Origin of the sequence: Paraburkholderia antibiotica, assembly GCF_012927125.1 — a bacterium.
GTDB classification, from domain to species: Bacteria; Pseudomonadota; Gammaproteobacteria; order Burkholderiales; family Burkholderiaceae; genus Paraburkholderia; species Paraburkholderia antibiotica.
On record NZ_JABBFZ010000002.1, the window covers coordinates 120,646 to 139,696 of the forward strand.

The following is a 19,051-nucleotide window of genomic DNA, read 5'->3' on the forward strand; positions in this document are numbered from 1 at the left end:
TCGAACCGGCTCGTCTAGATCGACCTGAACAACGGGCTTTTCGCGAGCGCTTCGGCGCCGTCGGCGTTGCTGAGAAACTTCTCCGTATAGATGTCGCGCTCGAACAGCTGCCCCTGCATCAAGGCCCGGATCGATGCCTCGATCATGACCGGCGGCCCGCACAGATACGCCTTGTGGCCGCGAAAATCGCCGGCGAAATGCGCTTTCGCCGCCTCGTGGACAAAGCCGCGAAAGCCGTCCCATGCGCTGCCCTCGGCTTCGTTCGACAACGCCGGCACATAGGTGAAATTCGCGTGCCGCCGCGCGAGATCGAGAAACTCGTCGTGGTAGTACAGTTCGCCGCGATCGCGCGCGCCGTACACCAGCGTGATCGGCCGCGTGTCGCCCTGCTCCAGCAGATCGAGCAGCATCGAGCGCGGGCTCGACAGTCCCGAGCCGCCTGCAATCAGGATCACCGGCTGCGGGTCCGACGCGCGCACGAAAAAGCGGCCGAACGGCCCGCTGAAACGCAGTGCGTCGCCGGGTTTCAGCGCCTCGTGCAGATAGCCGGTGCCTTTGCCGCCCGGCACGCGTCGCACGTTCAGCTCGATCAGCGTCGACGCACCCGGCTTGCCCGCGAGAGAAAACGCGCGCGGCGTGTCTTCGCCGGGAATCTGCACGTTCACGTACTGGCCGGCCTGAAACGCGATGCCCTCGCCGTCCAGCTCGACGAAAATGCCCTTGATCGTCGGCGTCAGATCGATGCTGTCCGTCACGCGGCCGGTAAAGTCCTGCACCGGATAGTGGCGCGCGTCGGGGTCTTCGTCGATGTCGGCCTCGATCGTCAGATCCGATTGCGCGGTCGCGCAGCACGCGAGGCACTTGCGCTCGTCGCGTTCGAAATCCATCAACGCGAACGGCGACGCATTGCCGTGCTCGATTTCGCCGTCGACGACCTGCACCTTGCAGGTCGCGCACAGGCCATGACAGCATGCGTGCGGCAGCCACACACCGGCGCGCAGGCACGCGTCGAGAATGGTCTGCTCGTCGCCGATCTCGATGGTGTGGCCGATCGGCTCGATGGTGAGCTGATAACTCATGTCAGCGTCTCCTTGTGATCGATGTGAGGTTTTAGCTGCACGAGCCGCGAATGCCGGTCAGACCCGGCGTGCGAAAACGGATCACCGCCTTGTGGCGCAGGCCGTTTTCTTCGAGCGTGCGATCGAACGCCGGAGTAAAACGCTGGTTCGAACTGAACCACTCGATTTCGTCGAGCCTGACCTTGTCCCAGTCGGGATGCGACGAATAGATGCCCGGCAGCACGTCGTTCGCGAAGCTCGCGAACGTCATCGACGGCGGCACCGGAATGCAATGCGGCGCGCAGAACATCAGGTGATCTTCCCAACCGACGAACAGCAGCCGGTTGCCGTGAAAGTTCTCCTCGCGGTCTTTCACTTCGCCCGTGTAGCCTTCATTGAGCGCGATAACTGACATGTCGTGTCTCCTTGAGATTGAGTCGGCGCAGGCCGAACTTATGCGGCCTTTTATGCGCCTTCTTATGTGTCCTTTTAAGCGGCCTCTTATGCCACCTTTTATGCAGCCTGAGCTGCAGGCGCACTTTGCGCCGGCTGATCCGCCGCCCCTTCCGTGGTGCCCTCGCCGCCATGACTCGGCTTGCCGGTCCAGCGCAGCCAGTTCTTCCGGTCGGGCGAGTCCTCGAATTCGTGGCCGTCTTCACCGACGTTGATGTGGTAATAGCGCAGCACTTCGGCGAGCGGATTGAAGTCGGCGGCGCTCGGGTCCGCGTCTTTCTCGAAGCAGTTGCCCTGGTAGATCTGATGCACCGGCAACCACGCCTGCACGTATTTCTCCGGCTCGTTGTCGAAGATGTCCTTGCAGCCATCCGAGCAGAAGTGATACTTGTTGCCGAGATAATCGCTTTCGCGGTAGCAGGTTTTGGTCGGATCGTCGGGCTCGGTGAAGGCCATCGGAATCTGGCAGATCTGGCACAGCATCGGCAGCGTGTTGTTGTAGAAGCGCTTGCCCGCTTTCTGCTGCTCGCGCCAGTACTCGAAGCGCGGGCGGTACAGTTTGTCGAAGGTGGCCGGATATTTTTCGGCGAGCCAGTTCATTTCGTCGTCGGACGGAATCCACGTGTGCATCGCGGCCGCGTGCGTGTAGTTGTAAAAAATGCCCCACGCCTCGTGCGAAATGCGGTCCTTCTCCTTTGATGCCACCTCGTGATACTTCGGCATGCGAATCCCGTAGCGTTCGAGGTCATGAAACAGCGCGCCGCCGTTCTTCTCGAAGTACGTCTCCCATGCTTCCTGCCACGACATGATCCGTTTCGGCAGCATGTAGTCCATCATCATCGCGACGAGCGTGAGCAGCCGGTAGCCGCGCCAGAACCATTTGTCGACCCACTTCTGGATGATCGGCACATTGCCCGGGTCCTGTTCGAGCAGGAACTTGACGACTTCGAGGCCGAGCGTCATATGGCGCGATTCGTCGGACTGCGCGGAAAAGCCGAACGTGACCGTCGCCATGTCGCCGTTGAACGCGGCGCCCGACATGAACGGCATGAACAGCAGATTGGTCAGTACGTATTCGAACGAAAACGAAATTGCCGTGACGAACTCGAACGGTCCGGCGCTCATCGCGTCCTCGAAATACGACTTCGGCACCGACAGATACCAGACCCGGTCGTGCATGTGCTTGAAGTCGTGAAAACCGTTGAAGTACTTGTTGTAGTGGCTGATCGTGTGGACCTGGGTCTGCGCGTGGCGCAGTTCGTCGATGGCCTGCATCTGGCACGCGATGCGCGCGCCAGCGCCGCGGAAGTTGCGCCCGGCCAGCGCGAAGCCGCGGTGCGCCGCGTATTCGAGCGGGCTCACGCCGGTCAGGAACAGCTTCAGCGCGTTGATGTAGCGCGGGTCGGTCACGTTGAACTGGCCGTTGTTCTGCTGAAACGCGTCGATGATCGCGTAGAGTTTGCGTTCCTTTTCGCCCTGATATTTCCAGTAGGCGTCCATCGTCAGACGGAACGGGTCTTCCCATTTGTCCCAGTCGTGGACCTTGATGCCTTCGAAGCGGTCGTACGGAAAGACTTCGTCCATCGGCTGATAGGTGGTCTCCCAGCCGAGACCGCGCGTCAGCATCGCGTAGTTTTCCTTGATGCTCAGCTTCTTCGGCGTCGCGTTGGTGGTGCTCATCGTGTGTCTCCGGTGCGTGTTCGGCGTGGCCTGTTCAGGCCTTCCATTCGAGAATGAATTCGTCGTCGGTTTCGTCGATGTTGCCGCCGAGCGAGATCAGATTGAGTTGCAGCTCGCGCAGATCGAAGTCGCGACCGATGCGCTCCTCGATCGACTCGCGCCGGATCACCAGTCGTCCAACCGCGTCGATCTTGACCATCGCCGGGAACGCGTTGACGACCGCGTGCGGGTTGTCCGCTTCGATCGCCTCGATGATCGGACGCGAATCGTCGTTGGCCTGAAAAGCAATGAATACGGAATCAGCCATGGTTCGTCTCCTTGCGGTCCTGCTCGGCTGTGATCGACACGCCCTGCTTCTGTACCCGCGCATCGAAGCTCGCGGCGATCTCCTGCAACGCCGCGTCGCCCTCCTGCGCGCCGAGCGCTTCGAGCGCGAACGGCCGCAACGCATCGAACACCCGCGCGCGCCACTTCGCGATCCACTGCGCGAGCAACGCCGCGTTCTCCGCCGACTCCGCCGCCGCGGTCTTCAGCGTCGCGTCGACCCAGCGGCTGGTTTCGTCGAACCAACTGCTTGCGAACTCGTTCAGCATGCCAAGCGCCGCGCCGTACTCCTTCGACAGACGCAGGTCGAGATGGCGGTACACGAGCGGATAAAGCAGCCCGTCGAGCACGACGTTCTGCGCGACGTAAGTCTCGAACCAGTCCTTCACGACCATCGTGTCCTCGGCCACGCGGCGCAGGCCCTGCCACATCGGATCGTTGAGCCAGCGCTCCTTGCCTTCGACGAGCGACGTACCCGCATTACCGTCGAGCAACAGGCCGAGTCGCGACAGGTACTGCGCTATGCCGAGCCGGTCCATCGAATGAAACATCGTCGCCTGCGTGATCGCGGTGCCCCAGCCGTAGCCGGTCACGAAGCAGTTGTTGGTGTTGGCCGCCCATTCGAGGTGCCGCAGCGGCACCATCAGCGCGGCAATGCGCGCCTTCGCGTCGTCCGGCAAATCGGCGAGCAGACGCCGCCGCGTGACGAACTCGATGTTCTTTTCCATTGCATCCTGCTGCCGCGCGCGAGCAATCGTGTACGTGCCGTAGTAGTACTGGCGCGGGTCCTTGAACGCGTACCAGTCGTTCATGCGGATCGCCGTGCGGCCCTTGTCGTAGAGCGCGAAGCCGGGCTGCCACAGCGGCCGGTAATGGAAGTTGTCTTCGGGCTGCAGCTCCAGCGTCGCTTCCTGATAGCGCGATGCCGGCTTGTCCGCGCCGAGCCGTCTCGCGACATGCGAGAAGGTCTGGCGGATCTGCTGGACCGAAGAGGTCTTGATGTCGATCTGCATGAGTTGTCTCCTTCGTTTTCTCTGCGGGCTTATGTGAAGCTGATGTGAGGCTTTGCGGTGGTGTGCTCGCCGGTGCTTCGCGGGACTATTCGGTGACGCCGGGCTGGCCGTAGCGCCACTTCAGCTGTTCGAGGTCGAGCGCGTGCGCTTCGTCGTCGCTCAACTGGCACACGTGATGGGTCGCGCAAAAGGACTCGTAGTCCCGCGTGCTCATCACGAGCTCGACGCTCAGGCCCGGATCGCCGATCGAAAAATCGAACTCGACGAAGCCGTCGTCGCGCCGTTCGCGCACGCGGACATAGCGCCGCGTCACGTCGAAAGCTTGCGCAACCGGTTCGGCGTAGGGTGAATGCGGGGGCATCGCCGTCTCCTTGTGTTTTTGCGTGGCCGGCCGTCGTGCGCTGCGATACGTGACTGCCGTACGCGCGCCGATGGCCGATGCGTGGCTGCCCGCGTTTGTCGATGCTTTGATCAATGCTTCGGTCGATGCTTTGATCAAAATCCCGCGGCAGCGCGCCTATTCATGCAACCGCTATGCCAATGCCGCGCGAAAAGCGCCGCGGCGCGCGGCGAAAAGCGCACAATCCCTTGTGAATCAACGGGTAAGCGCCGCGAAAAAACTGCCGGCGAGCTTGAGCCGCGAAAACCGCGCAACTTTGCGCTCGATCAAATGATCGAAATCGGAGCCCCGCCCGCATTGGGCGGCCGATCAAATCGGTATCAGGGAACACCCGAGGCCGGCCGCGCGCGATTCGTCATGCAGCCGCGCGCGCGACATTGCATACTGACGGCCCGGCATCGGCCGGCATAAAAAATCAGCCACGTGGTTGGAGACGAATTTCGATGGTCACCCGAATCAAGCCCAGCGGGAATCCGCGCATGTCGATGGTGTCGCCGCAGGGCGCGTGCGTCGACAGCCTGCGCTATCCGGACATCGCGGACCTGATGTCGAGGCTGCACTTCTCGCCCGGCGACGGGCGCATCTGGCTCGGCGATCAACGCATGCTGCTCGTGCATACCGGCTCGGTCGGTGTGATGCGGCGCGAGCTGATCGACAGTCTCGGCATCGACGCGGCGCGCGGCCTGCTCACGCGGATGGGCTACAACTCCGGCGCGCGCGACGCCGAACTCGCGCGCAAGGTGCGCCCCGACAGCTCGATCACCGAGATGTTCGCGGTCGGCCCGCAACTGCACATGCTCGAAGGTATGACCGTGGTCGAACCGGTGCGGCTCGAACTCGATGTCGAAAAAGGTCAGTACTACGGCGAATTCGTCTGGAAGAACTGCGCGGAAGACGAAGAGCACGTGCGCATCTACGGCATCGGCGCGGAGCCGGTGTGCTGGACGCAGATCGGCTATGCGTCGGGTTATACGAGCGTGTTCATGGGCCGGCCGATCGTCTATCGCGAGGTCGAGTGCCGCGCGCTCGGACAGTCGCAATGCCGGATCGTCGGCAAGCCGGTCGAGGAATGGGGCGACGAAGCCGCCGACGATCTGCGCTTCATGCAGGCGCAGTCGTTTACGCAGGGGTTGTCGGTGGCGGCGGCCAAGCGTGAAATCAGGAGCGAAACGCAGCACGAACCTAAGGACGAACCTAAGCGCGAACGCAAACACGCCGAGCCCCACGCGTCGCAACGCGATCTTGCCCCGCAGACGAACGCGCCCCTGCTCGGCGAATCGCGCCCACCGACGCCCACCGCGTTCGGCGACGACAACATGGTCGGCGCGTCGCCCGGTTTCAACGCGGTCTGCCATATGATCCGGCGCGTCGCGAACACCCGCGCGACCGTGCTGTTTCTCGGCGAAAGCGGCGTCGGCAAGGAAGTGTGCGCGCGCACGCTGCACCGGATCAGCGCATGTGGCGACGGTCCGTTCGTCGCGGTCAACTGCGCGGCGATTCCGGAGGCGCTGGTCGAGTCGGAGCTGTTCGGCGTCGAGCGCGGCGGCTTCACGGATGCGACGCACAGCCGTCCGGGCCGCTTCGAGCGCGCCGACGGCGGCACGCTGTTTCTCGACGAGATCGGCATTCTGAGTCTCACGGCGCAGGGCAAGTTGCTGCGCGCGCTGCAGGAAGGCGAGATCGAGCGGGTCGGCGATACGCAGACGCGCCGCGTCAACGTGCGCGTGATCGCGGCGACCAATCTCGATCTGAAGGACGAGATTCGCGCGGGCCGCTTCAGGGAAGACCTGTATTTCCGCCTGAACGTGTTTCCGATTCGCGTGCCGTCGCTGCGCGAGCGGCGCGAGGATTTGCCGGTGCTGCTCAATCACATGCTGCACAAGTACCGCGAACGACATGCGCGCGACGTGACCGGCTTCACCGGCCGCGCGCTCGATGCACTACTCAGCTACGGCTGGCCCGGCAATATCCGCGAGATGGAAAACCTCGTCGAACGCGGTGTGATTCTCGCGCCGGACGGCGGCGCGATCGATATCGGCCATCTGTTCACGAGCGGCGAAACGATCGACGCGCAACTGTTCGGCCTCGGCACCAACGGCTCGCTGACGCCGTCGGCCTCGCTGCTCGATCAGCAGGCGGGCACCGGCGGCGAAGTGGAACGCGTGGTCAGAAAGGTCAACGATCTGCTGATGGGCGCGAGCGGCGACATCGATCCGACCTCGCTCGACGATATCGAAACCGCGCTGCTGAAAAGCGCGGTGCAACGCGCGCAGGGCAATCTGTCGGCGGCTGCGCGCACGTTGGGGATCACGCGACCGCAACTGGTCTACCGGTTGAAAAGCCGCGGGTTGCGCGTGTAGGCGAAACGCAGAACGCGGGCCGTGGGCGGTGGGCCGCAAAGGCTCAGCCCTGCTCCCGACCCGAGCGGCGGAATTCGTCGACCAGCTTGTCGACGATATGGTTCAGCTGACCGCGCTCCTCGGCGGACAACACCGACAGGATCTCCGTTTCCAGCACCTGCCCCAGCTCGTCGCTGGACGCGCGGGTGCGCTTGCCGGCCGCGGTCGCCCATAGCTGGAAATGCCGTGCGTCGTCGGGATGGATCGAGCGCCGCACCAGCTTGCGTTCGATCAGATCCGCAACCAGCTTCGACAGCAGCGTCTTTTCGATCAGCGTCAGTTCTTTCAGCGTGGTCGCGGTGATCCCCGGCGTATCGCAGATGATCCGCAGCACCCGCAGCGAGCGCACGTCGAGCCCCACTGCGGGCCGGTACGCCGCGTTCGCGCGGCTGATCATTTCGCTCTTGATCAGATCGAGCTTGAAGGTCAGAAAGAAGGACGCGCCGCGCGTTGCCGCGACTGCGTCCTGCACGTCGGCGCTCGAGATATCGCCAGATGTGGCGTTCTCCGTGTCGTCAACGAGACCGTTCGACGTCTCTTCGCCCGACACGTCCTCGTTCTTCGCATGGTTCTTCGCCGCGCCTGTCCGTGCCGCCGCTCGCGTGCCTGCTCGCATCTGATTGCGTCCTGTCTGAAGACTTTACTTAACAAGAAATTCGCTGAGCCGGCGCGTGCCTGAATGCCCAGTCTGCGCGCTGATCGGCGCGCCGCCGGCTCAACGAGGATGATAGCCCAGCCCACCCGCTTTCATCGACTATCAGGGAAAAGCATTAGTTGAAAACATCAACTAATGAATTATTCTACGACTCGAACGGGCCGCCTGGATCGTGCGGGCGGAGCACACTCATCCATCACAGCGAGACTTGGGCGATATGCAAACGGACAGTGAATTGAAAGCGCTTGGCGAACAGATGCGAACCTGGCGCAGAGACATCCACCAGCATCCGGAGCTCGGCTTTCACGAGCATCGCACGGCGGGCCTCGTCGCGAAGCTGCTCGCCGACTGGGCGATCGACGTGCAGACCGGCATCGGCGGCACCGGTGTGGTCGGCACGATTCGCGGCACGCGCGGCGACGGTCCCGCGATCGGCCTGCGCGCCGACATGGACGCGCTGCCGATGAGCGAAAAAGGCACGCCCGCGCATCGTTCCACGCACGACAACGTATTCCACGGCTGCGGCCACGATGGCCACACCGCGATTCTGCTCGGCGTCGCCAAACATCTCGCCGCGCATCGCGACTTTCGCGGCACCGTGCATCTGATCTTCCAGCCGGCCGAGGAAACGCTGCGCGGCGGCTCGGCGATGATCAGCGACGGCCTGTTCGAGCGCTTCCATTGCGACGAAATCTACGCACTGCACAACAACAACCAGTTGCCCGCCGGCAAGGTCGGCGTGCGCAGCGGCGCGATCCTGTCGGCGTGCGACCTGTTCCGGATCACCGTCAAGGGCATCGGCAGCCACGCGGCGATGCCGCACAAGTCGATCGATCCGCTGATCGTCGGCACCACGCTCGTGCAGTCGATCCAGAGCATCGTGAGCCGCAATATCGATCCGCTCGACACTGCCGTGGTCAGCGTCTGCAAGTTCCTGTCGGGCACCGCGATCAACGTGATTCCCGACACCGCCGTGCTCGAAGGCACGGTGCGCACGCTGTCGGTCGCAGCTCAACACACCACGCTCGCGCGGCTGCGCGCGATCTGCGAGGGCGCCGCGACGATGTACGGCTGCGAGGTGAACTTCGAGCATCTGCAGACCTCGCCGCCGACGCTGAACACGCCCGCCGAAACCGACACGGTGCGGCGCGCGGCCGAACGCGTGATCGGCGCGGACAACGTGATCGTCGACGTCGCGCCGTTGATGGCCTCCGAAGACTTCGCATTCATGCTGGAGCAGCGTCCGGGCTCGTACTTCTTCCTCGGCCACGACGGACTCACCTGCCACCACCCCGAATTCGATTTCGACGACGACACCGCGCCCACCGGCGCGGCCGTATTCATCGAAATCGTGCGGCAACGGCTCGGCTAAGCCCACTTCAGGCAAGCGATCAGAGGAGAACGGCAATGAACAATCAAGCGGCGCCATCGCCGGCGATGGTACGAAAGGTAGTGATTGCCTCGGTCCTGGGCAATGCGTTCGAATGGTTCGACTTCGCGATTTACGGCCTGTTCGCCGTGATGATCTCGAAGCTGTTTTTCCCGAGCGGCAACGACTTCGCGTCGATGCTGCTCACGCTCGCGACGTTCGGCGTCGGCTTCGCGGTGCGCCCGCTCGGCGGCGTGCTGCTCGGCCTGTACGGCGACCGCGTGGGCCGCAAGAAAGCGCTGTCGATGACGATCCTGCTGATGTCGATCGGCACCGGCATGATCGGTCTGTTGCCGACCTACGCGGCGATCGGCATCGCCGCGCCGATCCTGATGGTGCTCGCGCGGCTGATCCAGGGCTTCTCGGTGGGCGGCGAATTCAGCGGCGCGACCACGATGCTGGTCGAGTTCGCGCCGGCCAATCGCCGCGGCTTCTACGGCAGCTTCCAGATGTGCTCGCAGGCGCTGGCGTTTTCGCTCGGCGCGCTGGTCGCCTACCTGCTGACCGTGAACCTCGCGCCGCACGACCTCGAATCGTGGGGCTGGCGTCTGCCGTTCCTGCTCGGCATCCTGATCGGACCGGTCGGCTGGCTGATCCGCTCGACCGTCGACGAATCGCCGGAATTCCTCGCCTACGCGAGCGAGGTGCAACGCGGCAAGATCAAGCCGGTCGACACGCCGCTGCGCACCGTGTTCCGCGACTATCCGCGCGCCGTGCTCGGCAGCATCGGCATGTCGGTGGTGGGCACCGTCTCGGCTTACGTGTTCGTGTTCTTCCTGCCGATCTTCGCGAAGAAGCAGCTCGGCATGTCCGCCTCCGACGTGAACCTGAGCACCTTCATCGGCACGCTGGTCATCCTCGTGTTCTGCCCGCTCGCCGGCTACCTGTCGGATCGCTACGGCCGCAAGACGATCCTGCTGCCGGCGATCGTCGCGTACGGCATCGCGTCGTACGTGCTGTTCAAACAGTTCGTCAACGCGCCGAGCTTCGGCTCGCTGCTGGCGGTGCAGATCGGCGTGTCGTTCTTCATGAGCTTCTTCTGGGGCCCGACGCCGATCGTGCTGACCGAGGTGTTCCCCGTCAGCGTGCGTTCGACCGGCGCGGCGGTCACCTACAACCTCGCGGTGCTGATTTTCGGCGGCCTCGCGCCGTTCGTGAACACGTGGCTCGTGCACGTGACCGGCAGCAATCTCGCGCCGATCTACTACGTGATGACGAGCGTCGTGATCGGCCTGATCGGCGTGCTGGTGTTGCCGTCGAACGCGCGCCGCACGGCCGCGGGCTTCGCGACCTGATTCGTGACCTGAGCCGCTGCCCCGGCCATCGCGAAGCTGGCGATGGCCGGATGTCATGGCGTAAGCGGATTGAAGTCGCATGCAATCCGCACCGCGCGTCGCCCCGGAACCGCTAGAATCCGTTCGTTCCGGCGCCGGGGATAAACCATGAAAAAATACGCGCGATTCGCCACCTGTCTGTCCACGCTTTCATTTTCGTTTCCGTTTGCGCTTGCCTGCGCGGGTGGGGTCGCGCTGCTCGCGGGCTGCGCCGGCAACAGCCCGACATCGGCGGATCTTCTGCCCGCGCGTCCCGCGCAAGAGGTGCTCGATCGGTGCCTCGCGGGTCTCGCGCCGGCCGGCACGCCGCCGCCCTCCGCGCAAAGCCTCGATGAATCGCAATGGCGGCGTTATGTTGCCTGTGCGATCGGCAGCAATCTGCATGCCGCGCGCGATCAGGTGAGCGACAACCCCGAGGCGATCGTCGAAGTGCGCGTCGAGCCGGACGGCATGATCGGTTCGATCCGGCGCGTCGGCAGCAGCGGCAATGCCGCGTGGGATCGCGCGGTCGATCGTTCGATTGGCGCGACGCCCGCGCTACAGCCCGCGCCGGCGGGTCACCAGGTGGCGAGAATGGAGCTGCATTTCCGGCCCTTCAAGGCTGCGCTCGGGATGAATTCCGCCGGCGGACTCAGCGACGAGAGCCACTGGTCGTGGCATCGCTGTATTACCGTGCACGGCACGGCTGCCTGCAATTAGGCGGGCGCGCGGATAACGGGCGGCCGAGGAGAACAGCGAGGCCAGCATGATCGGGCGCGGGGCAATTCGCCGTTAAGCAGGTCAAACAACGGCCAATTCCGGAATTAGTAGTAAGTCCCCAAACCGTAAGATCGTTATGTACCTGTTAGTGAAACGTTGGCCCGCATGCTAGATCTACCTCTTTCCGATGACGCCTGGGCGCGTATCAGTCATTTATTCGAACCGGTGCCGAACAAACGTTTCGGCCGACCGGCGCGACCGCCACGCGAAATCATCAATGCGATCCTCTGGATCCTCACGCGCGGCGAAAAATGGCATCGGCTGCCCGCGACGTTTCCGCCGTCGCAGACGTGCTACATCAAGTGGCTGCAATGGCGTCGCAGCGGTTTGATGAGCGCGATTCTCGACGCGCTCGAACTGGCTGAATGCGCGGCCGCTTCGTCCGATGCAATGGCCACAACGGCCACGACGGAAGAACCGGAAACGCGGGAAGGGCAGGAAGCCGCGCAGCCGGAAGAATCTCAAACCGAAGCCTGAAGCCAGGGCGCCGCGAGCTCGGCGCCGCAGCTTCGAATCGAAGCGTCACGTGCGACACGCCACGAGCAACGCTCTGCAAGCGAAGTGTCGAACGAACGAAGCACCGCACGCAAAGCTCCATAAGCGAAGCGCCACAAGCACTGCGCGCTCGCCCCTCCCCCTCGCGCCCCCTTCGCAAAGCAACGCACCCTTACCGCTTTCGACGCTTTTTGCACCATCGCCGGTAATGCGGCTTATATTGATGTCAGGGACACGTGCCCGCGACGCACTGCCGCGCGAACTGCATCGGCATGGCGGCTACGGGTATGATGCCGGGCGCAGCGCGTCCGCGCTTCCCTAGCCGCATTTCCGTCACGAGAGCCATCATGCCTGCCCAACACGACCAAGCCCCCGGCACGCACACCCCGCCGGACAAGGCCAAGCGCAAGACGCTGTCCCTGACCGCGCGCAATCTGCTGATGGTGCTCATCGGCGTGATCGTGTTCGCGATCGTGGCCGGCGTCGTGCTGTACGACCCGATCATGTACGGCGACCAGATTCCGAACTTCGGCATCATCCTGATGCTGACGGTGCCGGTGATCGCGGGCGTCGCGTTTCGCGTCGGCGTCGACGCGTGGCTCGATCGCGAGTAAGCGCAGCGCGGCGGCGTGCCGTCGCTACGTTACGCGCGCAGCGGTAGCACGACCCGCACTTCGAGGCCGCCGCCGTCGCGCGCATGAAACTGCAGGCTGCCGCCATGCAGCCGCGCGATCCGCTCGACGATCGATAGCCCCAGCCCCGTCCCGCCGCTATGCGCGCGCGCATTCCGGCCGCGCTGGAACGGCGCCCTCAGCTTCTCCAGTTCCTCCACCGTCAGGCCCTTGCCGCGATCGCCGACCGCGACCGTCACCGCGTCGCGCTCGGCCCACGTGCGCACGGCCAGTCCCGTGCCGCCATAGACGATCGCGTTCTGCATCAGATTCATCAGCAATCGCATCATGCTGATCGGCCGATACGGAACCTCCGGCAACACGCCCAGCGACAACTCGAACTCGTGCCCGAGCCCCGCGAAATCGCCGGCCAGCCGCTCGATCAGCGCATTCAGATCGCCGGGCTGCGCCTCCTCGCGCTCGCCGCTGCCCGCGTAGTCCATAAACTGCTGCAGGATCGTGTCGATCTGGTCCAGATACGATTCGGCGGCCACCACGAAGCTGCTGTCGGCACCATCCGGCAGCGCCATCGCCATCGATAGCCGCAGCTTGGTCAACGGCGTGCGGATGTCGTGCGAGATGCCGGCGAGCATCAACGCGCGCGTCGCCTCGGCTTCCTGTAACGCATGCGTCATCTGATTGAAAGCACAGCCGACCGCGGCGATTTCGGCCGGGCCATCGGTCGGCAACGGCGCGGGCGTTTCGCCGGCGCTCACGCGGCGCGCCGCGCCCGTCAGTTCGCGCAGCGGCTCGTTCAGATGCAGCTGGATCGCGTAACCGGCCAGCGCCGCGAGCACGCCGAGCCCGAGCGACAGGAAGATCGCCGCTTCGAGTCCGCTGCCTTGCGCGTCGGCGGGAATCGGCAGCGCGATCCAGTAGGGCTGATTCGGCGCATCGCCCACACCGGCCGCACTGGCCGCTGGCGCATGCATGCGAATCCACAGCCGCTGCGCGCCCTCGGTCTGCCAGCGCGCCGGCATATCGGCGGGTAAATGCTTTTGCAGGCTGTCGAGAAACACGCCGCGCTGATAGCTGCGATACGCGCGCAGCCAATCGCGCGGCGGCGCGGCGGCGGCTTCGGGCGGCAACTGCTCGCGCGCGTCGAGACGCGCGTTCAACGCGGCGCGCGATGCGGGCGGCGTCGCGGCGAGCAGGTTGTCGAGCGTGGTCACGTAGCTCGCGAACACGGCCGCCGCCCGTTCGACGCGCGGGCGCTGCACGTAATGCAGCAGCACGACGATCGAGCAGATCTGGCTCAGCATCACCAGCACGATCAGCAGCACGATGTTGCGCGCGAGCAGCGTGCGCGGCAGCAGTCTTCGCCAGAACGGGCGCGTCATGATTCGACATCGGCGGCGAGCATATAGCCGACGCCCCACACGGTCTTGATGAAACGCGGCTTCGACGGATCGGCCTCGACGATCTGCCGCAACCGCAACACCTGCACGTCGATGCTGCGATCGAGCGCGTCGTGGTCACGGCCGCGCGCCCGCGCGAGCAGGTTGTCGCGGCTCACCGCGCGATTCGGCGACGACGCGAGCGCGACCAGCAGCAGCATCTGCGCCGAATGAATCTCCAGCGGCTCGCCCGCGCGCGACAGTTGCTGCTTGCCGACGTCGAGCGTGAAGTCGCCGAAACGCACGCTTTGCGACGTCACGGTCGGGTCGCCGGCAGCCATCTTCTGACGACGCAGCAGCGCGTTGATACGCGCGACCAGCTCGCGCGGCAGGAACGGTTTCGCGAGGTAGTCGTCGGCGCCGGTTTCGAGGCCGGTCACGCGATCGAGCGGATCGCCCTTCGCGGTCAGCATCAGGATCGGCAGCGTCTGCCCTTGCGCGCGCAGCTTCGCGCAGATTTCCAGGCCGTCCTCTTCGCCGATCATCAGATCGAGAATCAGCAGATCGAACGGCTCGCGCTCCAGATAGCGATACAACCGCTTGCCGTCCTCGGCCGCGCGCACGTCGAAGCCGTGGCCGCGCAGAAAGCGCAGCAGCATGTTGCGCAGCTCGACTTCGTCGTCGAGCACGATGATCCTGGCGGGGCGTTCCATGCGCAAGCTCCTCGTAGCCGTTACGCGTCGTCGGGATGCGCGCGGCGCGCCGCGTGACGTTCCGACCAGCGCTGCAATAGTACGTAGAACGACGGAATGAACAGCACGGCGATGCAGGTCGATGCGAGCATGCCGGAAAACACCGCGATGCCGAGCGAGCGCCGCGCGCTGGCGCTCGCGCCGGTCGCGATCACGAGCGGCACGACGCCCAGTATGAACGCAAACGACGTCATCATGATCGGCCGCAAGCGCAGCCGCGCCGCTTCGATGGCCGCTTCGACGATGCCGACGCCCTGCGCGCGCAGATGTCGCGCGAACTCGACGATCAGGATTGCGTTCTTCGCCGATAGCGCAATCAGCAGCACCAGCCCGATCTGCGTGTACAGGTTGTTGGCGATGCCGAGCGCGGCCAGCGTGCCGGCCGTGCCGAGCAGCGCGAGCGGCACCGCGAGCACGACCGCGATCGGCAGCAGCCAGCTTTCGTATTGCGCGGCGAGCACGCAGTACACCAGCAGTACGCCGACTGCGAATACCCAGTACGCCGAATTGCCGACCAGTTTCTCCTGATACGACATCGCGGTCCACTCGTAGCCGATGCCCGCCGGCAGCACGCGCGCGGCTTCCTGCTCGAACGCGGCGATCGCGTCGCCGGTGCTGTAGCCGGCGGCCGGGTTGCCGTTGATCGCCGCGGCCGGAGCGAGGTTGTAGAGCGTCGCGACCGCGGGACCGAGCGACGCGCGCGCGTCGACGAAGGTGCCGAGCTCGACCATATGGCCGCTGTTGCTGCGGATCTGCAGACGGCGGATATCGCCGGTTTCGCGGCGGAATGCGCCGTCCGCCTGCACGAACACCGGAAACGTATGATTGAACGCGGTGAACTGGTTCACGTAGCTCGAACCCACGTAGTCCTGCAGCAGATCGAACACGTTGCCGACCGGCACCTGCAGCGACTCGGCCTTCGCGCGATCGAGCGTCAGCTCGACGGTCGGTACCGCCGCGCGAAACGGGCTGAACACGCGCTGCAATTCGGGGCGTTGCGCGACGCGCTCGATCAGTCGGTCGGTCGCTTCCTGCAAACGCGGGTAGTTCTGCGAACCGTCGGTCAGCATCACCTGCATCTGCACGCCGCCGCTGTTGCCGAGCCCCTGGATCGGCGGCGGCACGATCACGACCGAACGGATGTCGGGCAGCTTCGCGAGTTCGTCGTTCATGCGCAGATAGAGCGAGCGCAGATCCTCGCTTTTGCCGCGCTTACTCCAGTCGTCGAGCGTCACGTAGATCAGCGCGGAATTCGGCAGCGATGCGTTGTTGTCGAGCGGCGAGATACCGCCGATCGACACCACGTGGCTCACGCCCGGAATCGCGCCGATGCGCTTCCCGATCTGCCGGCTCGCGTCGCGCGTGCGCTCGAGCGAGGCCGCGTCCGCCAGTTGCGCGGCGATCAGCACGTAGCCCTGATCTTCGAGCGGAATGAAGCTGGTCGGCACGCGCGTGAGCAGATACGCGGAGCCCGCACCGAGCAGCAACGCGACGACGACCGCGAGCCCGCAGCGCCGCACGAACCACGTCACGATGCGCAGATACACGCCCTCGACGCGCGCATAGCCCTTGTCGAACACGCGGTAGACGAGGTTCGGCTTGCCGGGCCGCGCGTGCCGCAGCCAGCGCACGCTTTGCACCGGCTTCAGCGTGACCGCGTTGATCGCGCTGATGACGGTGGTCGCGACCACCACCAGCGCGAACTGCCGGTACATCTGGCCGGTCACGCCGCCAAGAAACGCCGACGGCAGGAACACCGAAATCAGCACCAGCGTGATGCCGACGATCGGCCCGAGCAGTTCGTGCATCGCATCGATCGCGGCCTGCTTCGGCGTCTTGCCCTGCTCGATATGCTGCGTGATCCCTTCGACCACGACGATCGCGTCGTCGACCACGATACCGATCGCGAGCACGATCGCGAACAGCGTCAGCAGATTGATCGAGAAGCCCATCAGGTAGATCGCGCCGAACGTGCCGACGATCGTCACCGGAATGGTCGTGGCCGGCACCAGCATCGCGCGCCAGTTCTGCAGGAACAGCAGGATCACCACCAGCACCAGCAGCGCCGCTTCGAACAACGTCTTGTACACGTCGAGCACCGACTGGTGCACGAAGGTGGTGGTGTCGAACGGCAACTGATAGCTGATGCCCTTCGGCATGTCCTTCGCGAGACGCGCCATCGTCGCCTTCACCGACTCACCGACCTGCAACGCATTCGCTTCGGGTAACTGATAGATCGCGATGCCAGCGGCGGGACGGCCGTCGAGATTGAAGAACTGGCCGTAGCTCGACGAACCGAGCTCGCTATGGCCGACGTCGCGAATCCGCACGAAGCGGCCGCCGTCGTTCGGATCGGCCTTGATGATGATGTTGTCGAACTCGGACGGCGTGGACAGCGCGCCTTGCATCGTCACCGTCAGCTGAAACGCCTGGCCGCCCGCGTTCGGTTCGGCGCCGAGCTGGCCCGCGCTGACGTCGCGGCTCTGGCTCTGGATCGCCTGCATCACGTCGGCGGCGCTCAGATTGCGCTGACTCAGCTTGCGCGGATCGAGCCACACCCGCATGCTGTATTGGCCAGTGCCGAACACGGTGACGTCGCCGACGCCGGGCAGCCGCGCGAGCGCGTCGCGCAGATTGATCACCGCGTAGTTGCCGAGAAACAGCGAGTCGTAGCGCGGGTCCGGCGATTCGAGCGTGTAGAGCTGCAGGATCGCGGTCGAGCGCTTACGTACGGTCACGCCCTGCTGCTGCACCGCCTGCGGCAATTGCGCGGTCGCCGCCGACACGCGGTTCTGCACCAGCACCTGGGCCTTGTCGACGTCGGTGCCGACCGCGAACGTGACGGTCAGCGTGTAGGTGCCGTCGTTGGTGCTGGTCGACTGCATGTACAGCGCGTTTTCGACGCCGTTCACCTGCGCCTCGATCGGCAGCGCGACGCGGTTGATCAGCGTCGCCGCGCTGGCGCCCGGGAAGCGCGCCTGCACCTGCACGGTGGGCGGCGTGATCGGCGGATACTGCGCGATCGGCAGATTGATCAGCGCGACCGCGCCGAGCAGCATCACGATCAACGCGATCACGTTGGCGAAGACCGGACGCTCGACGAAGAAGCGGATCATGACTGGCCCTGCGCGGCGGCGTTCACCCGCACCTTGACGCCCAGCGACACCGCCAGCGCGCCGCCCGTCACGACCTGGTCGTGTGCGTCGAGGCCGCCCGGAATCGCGCGCAGCGAACCGAACAGACCGCCCGTCGTCACCGCGCGCTTCTCGATCACGCTTGCTTCGTTCACGACCAGCACGAACGCGCCGGCCTGGTCGTGCTGCAACGCGCTATCGGGCACCAGCAGCGTCGTGTGCGGCGCGCCGGCCGGAATCCGCACTTCGACCGCCATGCCCGGAATCAGATGCGCGTCGCGATTCGCGATGTCGGCGCGCAGACGCAGCGTGCCGCTGTCGGCGTCGACGCGCGTATCGACGAATTCGAGCGCGGCGTCCTCGCCCGCCACGTCCGCCGGGTTGGCGGCGGACGCCGCGCCCGGCACGCCCACCCGCACCGTGCGCGGCGGCTGCGTGAAGAGACCGATGCGATTGGCGTCGCGCTCGTTCAACGTGAAATTCACGTACACCGGTTGAATGCGGTCGAGCGTCGCGAGCTTCGCCGAGTCGGAGCCGCCGACCAGATTGCCGACATCGAACGCACGTGCGCCGATGCGGCCCGCGAACGGCGCGCGCACGTCGGTATAGCTCAGATTGATGCGTGACATGTCGCGCTTCGCGCGCGCCTGGTCGCGGGTGGTTTGCGCCTTTTGCAGTGTCGATTCGGAAGTCGCGTTGTCGGCGGTCAGCTGTTTCTGGCGCGTCAGTTCCAGCTCGGCGTTATCGAGCGCGGACTGGTCGTACTGCAATTGCGCGCGATACGTGTCGGGCTCGATACGGAACAGCAACTGCCCCTGCTTGACGTAGCTGCCGTCTGTAAAGCCGATTTCCTTCAGCACGCCCTGCACGCGCGCGACTAGCGTGACCGTCGCCGACGGCGCGACCGTGCCGTTCAGCGCGATCTGATCGCGCACCTCGCGCGACTGTGGATGCACGACGCTGACTTGCGGCAACGCTGCGGCTGACGAAGCCGGCGCGTTGCCGTCGCGACACGCGGCGAGCGCGACAACTACGACGACTGCAACACCGGGCAGCGCGGCGAAGCGCGCGTGCCGAGCTGCCGTCGATTTCGCTTCGGGCCGCGCATCCCCCCGCCGAGGCCCGCTTCTGAGTTCGATCATCTTGTTGTTCTCCACG

At 64.9% G+C, this 19,051-nt stretch carries 18 protein-coding genes; 7 read left to right on the top strand and 11 right to left on the bottom strand.

Going from position 1 to position 19,051, the window contains the following annotated elements; translation table 11 throughout:
- Positions 1–14 precede the first annotated feature (14 nt).
- The 6 genes from HHL14_RS04570 to HHL14_RS04595 form a co-directional block, all read right to left on the bottom strand.
- Positions 15–1,079, bottom strand: a complete 1,065-nt coding sequence (locus HHL14_RS04570) for an NADH:ubiquinone reductase (Na(+)-transporting) subunit F (protein ID WP_169496394.1) — start codon at positions 1,077–1,079, stop codon at positions 15–17.
- Positions 1,080–1,110: 31 nt separating this feature from the next.
- Positions 1,111–1,473 (bottom strand): phenol hydroxylase subunit P4, encoded by a 363-nt coding sequence (locus HHL14_RS04575; protein ID WP_169496395.1) that lies wholly within the window; start codon positions 1,471–1,473, stop codon positions 1,111–1,113.
- Between the two features lie 98 nt (positions 1,474–1,571).
- Positions 1,572–3,191, bottom strand: a complete 1,620-nt coding sequence (locus tag HHL14_RS04580) for an aromatic/alkene/methane monooxygenase hydroxylase/oxygenase subunit alpha (RefSeq protein ID WP_169496396.1) — start codon at positions 3,189–3,191, stop codon at positions 1,572–1,574.
- A 34-nt stretch (positions 3,192–3,225) separates the two neighbouring features.
- On the bottom strand, positions 3,226–3,498 hold the full coding sequence (locus HHL14_RS04585; RefSeq protein WP_129957605.1) for an MmoB/DmpM family protein: 273 nt from the start codon (positions 3,496–3,498) through the stop codon (positions 3,226–3,228).
- The gene (locus HHL14_RS04590; protein WP_169496397.1) at positions 3,491–4,528 is read right to left on the bottom strand and encodes an aromatic/alkene monooxygenase hydroxylase subunit beta; all 1,038 of its coding nucleotides are present in this window, start codon (positions 4,526–4,528) and stop codon (positions 3,491–3,493) included. Before HHL14_RS04590 ends, HHL14_RS04585 begins: the two co-directional genes overlap by 8 nt.
- Positions 4,529–4,613: 85 nt before the next feature.
- Positions 4,614–4,889, bottom strand: a complete 276-nt coding sequence (locus HHL14_RS04595; protein WP_169496398.1) for a phenol hydroxylase subunit — start codon at positions 4,887–4,889, stop codon at positions 4,614–4,616.
- A 70-nt stretch (positions 4,890–4,959) separates the two neighbouring features.
- Between HHL14_RS04595 and HHL14_RS04600 the strand changes: the two genes are divergently transcribed.
- Both HHL14_RS04600 and HHL14_RS04605 read left to right on the top strand, forming a co-directional pair.
- Positions 4,960–5,202: a hypothetical protein gene (locus HHL14_RS04600; protein WP_169496399.1), complete on the top strand. Its 243-nt coding sequence runs from the start codon at positions 4,960–4,962 to the stop codon at positions 5,200–5,202.
- Between the two features lie 169 nt (positions 5,203–5,371).
- Complete coding sequence (locus tag HHL14_RS04605) at positions 5,372–7,288, top strand: sigma-54-dependent Fis family transcriptional regulator (RefSeq protein WP_169496400.1); 1,917 nt, start codon at positions 5,372–5,374, stop codon at positions 7,286–7,288.
- A gap of 43 nt (positions 7,289–7,331) precedes the next feature.
- Here HHL14_RS04605 and HHL14_RS33070 read toward each other — a convergent pair whose 3' ends face one another.
- The gene (locus HHL14_RS33070; RefSeq protein WP_230412920.1) at positions 7,332–7,943 is read right to left on the bottom strand and encodes a MarR family winged helix-turn-helix transcriptional regulator; all 612 of its coding nucleotides are present in this window, start codon (positions 7,941–7,943) and stop codon (positions 7,332–7,334) included.
- A gap of 295 nt (positions 7,944–8,238) precedes the next feature.
- On the opposite strand from HHL14_RS33070, the gene HHL14_RS04615 reads away from it, so the two are divergent.
- The 5 genes from HHL14_RS04615 (at position 8,239) to HHL14_RS04635 (ending at position 12,613) form a co-directional block, all read left to right on the top strand.
- Entirely contained in the window at positions 8,239–9,354 is a 1,116-nt protein-coding gene (locus HHL14_RS04615) for a M20 aminoacylase family protein (RefSeq protein ID WP_169496401.1), read from the top strand.
- A 35-nt stretch (positions 9,355–9,389) separates the two neighbouring features.
- The gene (locus HHL14_RS04620) at positions 9,390–10,706 is read left to right on the top strand and encodes an MFS transporter (RefSeq protein WP_169496402.1); all 1,317 of its coding nucleotides are present in this window, start codon (positions 9,390–9,392) and stop codon (positions 10,704–10,706) included.
- 147 nt (positions 10,707–10,853) lie between these two features.
- The gene (locus HHL14_RS04625; RefSeq protein WP_169496403.1) at positions 10,854–11,444 is read left to right on the top strand and encodes an energy transducer TonB; all 591 of its coding nucleotides are present in this window, start codon (positions 10,854–10,856) and stop codon (positions 11,442–11,444) included.
- A 165-nt stretch (positions 11,445–11,609) separates the two neighbouring features.
- Positions 11,610–11,981 (top strand): transposase, encoded by a 372-nt coding sequence (locus HHL14_RS04630; protein ID WP_230412921.1) that lies wholly within the window; start codon positions 11,610–11,612, stop codon positions 11,979–11,981.
- Between the two features lie 365 nt (positions 11,982–12,346).
- Positions 12,347–12,613 carry a hypothetical protein gene (locus tag HHL14_RS04635; protein ID WP_169496404.1) on the top strand — a complete coding sequence of 89 codons (267 nt, stop codon included), beginning with the start codon at positions 12,347–12,349 and terminating at the stop codon, positions 12,611–12,613.
- 29 nt (positions 12,614–12,642) lie between these two features.
- Here the strand turns inward: HHL14_RS04635 and HHL14_RS04640 are convergent, their stop codons facing one another.
- Genes HHL14_RS04640 through HHL14_RS04655 form a run of 4 tightly spaced genes read right to left on the bottom strand, consistent with a single transcriptional unit; the run spans position 12,643 to position 19,035 of the window.
- Positions 12,643–14,010, bottom strand: a complete 1,368-nt coding sequence (locus HHL14_RS04640) for an ATP-binding protein (RefSeq protein WP_169496405.1) — start codon at positions 14,008–14,010, stop codon at positions 12,643–12,645.
- The gene (locus HHL14_RS04645; protein ID WP_169496406.1) at positions 14,007–14,720 is read right to left on the bottom strand and encodes a response regulator; all 714 of its coding nucleotides are present in this window, start codon (positions 14,718–14,720) and stop codon (positions 14,007–14,009) included. Before HHL14_RS04645 ends, HHL14_RS04640 begins: the two co-directional genes overlap by 4 nt.
- Positions 14,721–14,740: 20 nt before the next feature.
- Positions 14,741–17,875: an efflux RND transporter permease subunit gene (locus HHL14_RS04650; protein WP_169496407.1), complete on the bottom strand. Its 3,135-nt coding sequence runs from the start codon at positions 17,873–17,875 to the stop codon at positions 14,741–14,743.
- A complete protein-coding gene (locus HHL14_RS04655; RefSeq protein ID WP_169496408.1) occupies positions 17,872–19,035 on the bottom strand; it encodes an efflux RND transporter periplasmic adaptor subunit in 1,164 nt (387 codons plus the stop codon). The genes HHL14_RS04650 and HHL14_RS04655 overlap by 4 nt, the downstream gene beginning before the upstream one ends.
- Between the last annotated feature and the right edge of the window lie 16 nt (positions 19,036–19,051).